This is a genomic window from Streptomyces sp. UH6, assembly GCF_013421635.1.
Lineage (GTDB): Bacteria > Actinomycetota > Actinomycetes > Streptomycetales > Streptomycetaceae > Streptomyces > Streptomyces abyssomicinicus.
In genome coordinates this window covers 1-1,886 of sequence record NZ_JACADT010001060.1, presented here as the reverse complement: position 1 = coordinate 1,886, position 1,886 = coordinate 1, and the positions used below count along the sequence as shown (strand labels likewise).

The window sequence follows — 1,886 nt, the reverse complement described above, 5'->3', positions numbered from 1 at the left end:
GCGGAACAGGGGGCGCAGCACGGTGGCGAGGACGTCGGGGCGGACCAGCCGCCCGCCTTCCTCGGCGGGGACGAATTGCGCCGTGACGTCGTGCGCGGTGACGTCCTCGCCGAGGAGCGGTTCCCCGTTCGGGGGGCAGGCGCCGTCCGCGTCTGTCGGCAGACGGTCCGGGGGTGCGGGACGCTCCTGGGCGCGTGGCGTCCAGGGCTGCGGCCGGGTGCGGGACGGGTTGCCGGGCGGGGTGCGGGACGGTACGCCGGGCGGTGTGGCCGGCGGTGCGGCGACCCGGCGGCGGGGTGTGGCCGCCGGGCCGTCCGTCTCGTCGCGCCGGGCATCGAGGACCGGCGGAAGGTCACCCATGGCCAGCGCTCCCCACGGTTCGTCGGATCGGTATGTATCACCGTCCGACGAGCCGCTGGAAAGGTGTTCGAGAGCCGCTGGAGGATCGCTCGCGCCGGGCTGGGCGGGCCGGTCAGACCGGCCCGAGGCATTCCGGAACGGCCAGGGTCCGGGGGGCCTTCCTGCTCCAGGGGAAGCCGTGCCGCAGTTCGAGGACGAGTTCCTCGTTCTCCTCCGCCATCACGGCCACGGCGGCGAGCACGCCCGGTACCGGCTCGAGCTCGAGGAACCGCCACCGGTGCCCGTGGTCGTCGTCCGGCGGGCGGAAGCCGAGGACACCCCGGTCCTCGTCGAGCCGGAAGGAGAAGCTGTCGAAGGGCAGGCCCAGGCCCAGTCCGCGCGCCTTGGTGTACGCCTCCTTCAGGGTCCACAGGCGCAGCACCCGCTGGTCCCGGCTCCGTCCGGGTGCGGCGCGGGCGACCCAGTCCTGCTCGCTGCGCGCGAAGGTCTGCACGATGGTGTCGAAGCCCTGGTCGCCCCGGTCGAGCCGTTCGACATCCACCCCGATCCGGTGGCGGCGCACCACTCCGACGACGTTGTGGCCGCCCGCGTGGGAGAGGTTGAAGTCGAGCTCCTCACCGTCACGGGGCAGGCCGGCCGCCGGTTTCCGCAGGAACGGCCGGCCGCGGGAGGAACGCCAGATGTCGGCCTCCTTCTCCGGGACGCCGCACTCCAGGGCCAGCACCCGGCGCACCAGCACATGGGAGAGCAGGTACTGGCGGCGGTCGCGGTCGAACAGGAACTGCTCGAGGGTCTGCCGTTCGTGTTCGTCCAGCCAGTGGTCGCCCAGCACCGCGGCGACCTCGGCGGCCAGCTCCTCGTCGGGGCAGAACCACAGCCGTACCGTGCGGGTCGCCGGCTGTGCGGCCACGCTCATCCGGCGGCCTCCTGCCCGTCGCGCAGCCACAGGGGGCGCCGCAGGAACACCGAGGTGGGCGGCGCGGCGCCGGGACGGCGGGCCCGTCCGGCGTCCAGTGCCGGCCAGCGGACCTGGACCCCCGTCAGCCACAGGCCGGTCACCTGCGCCCGGTTCCCTGCCCGCCAGAGCGCGGCGAGATAGGCGTCCGTCTCCGGCAGGCCGCTCAGCCGCTGGGGGTCGCCGGTGTCCTTGCGGAGGTCGACCGCGCCCTCGCCGGTACGCAGGAACGCCTCCAGGGCGGCACGCAGACCCCGGGCGTCCTGGACGTCCATCGCCAGGCGGCACGGCCCGGTGAGTCTGCGCAGCCGCAGTTCCCCGGCGAGCCCCGGCAGGTCGAGTGTCTGCGGGTCCTGTGCGTCCAGCCAGTCGGCGAGCCGCTGGGCCGACGCCGCCAGGTGCCCGGGGGTGGGCCCGGAGAGCAGGACTGCCTCGTCGTCGCCCGCGGGGTGGCCTGCCGCCGGTTCCGGCGGCAGCGGCGGGCACTCCTCGAGGATCAGGGGTCCCGGGCCGCTCCATCCGGAGGCCTGGTCGTCGTGGCGGTGCGCGGGTGCGACGACCGCGCGGCGGG

At 75.2% G+C, this 1,886-nt stretch carries 1 protein-coding gene and 2 pseudogenes; all 3 read right to left on the bottom strand.

Features of this window, described 5'->3' with window-relative positions; all coding sequences use genetic code 11:
* Positions 1-360: pseudogene (locus tag HW445_RS29185) on the bottom strand (hypothetical protein); the annotation flags it as partial.
* A 112-nt stretch (positions 361-472) separates the two neighbouring features.
* A complete protein-coding gene (locus tag HW445_RS29180; protein ID WP_180223835.1) occupies positions 473-1,276 on the bottom strand; it encodes a 4'-phosphopantetheinyl transferase superfamily protein in 804 nt (267 codons plus the stop codon).
* A pseudogene (locus tag HW445_RS29175) lies at positions 1,273-1,886 on the bottom strand (hypothetical protein); the annotation flags it as partial. The pseudogene HW445_RS29175 and the gene HW445_RS29180, both read right to left, overlap by 4 nt.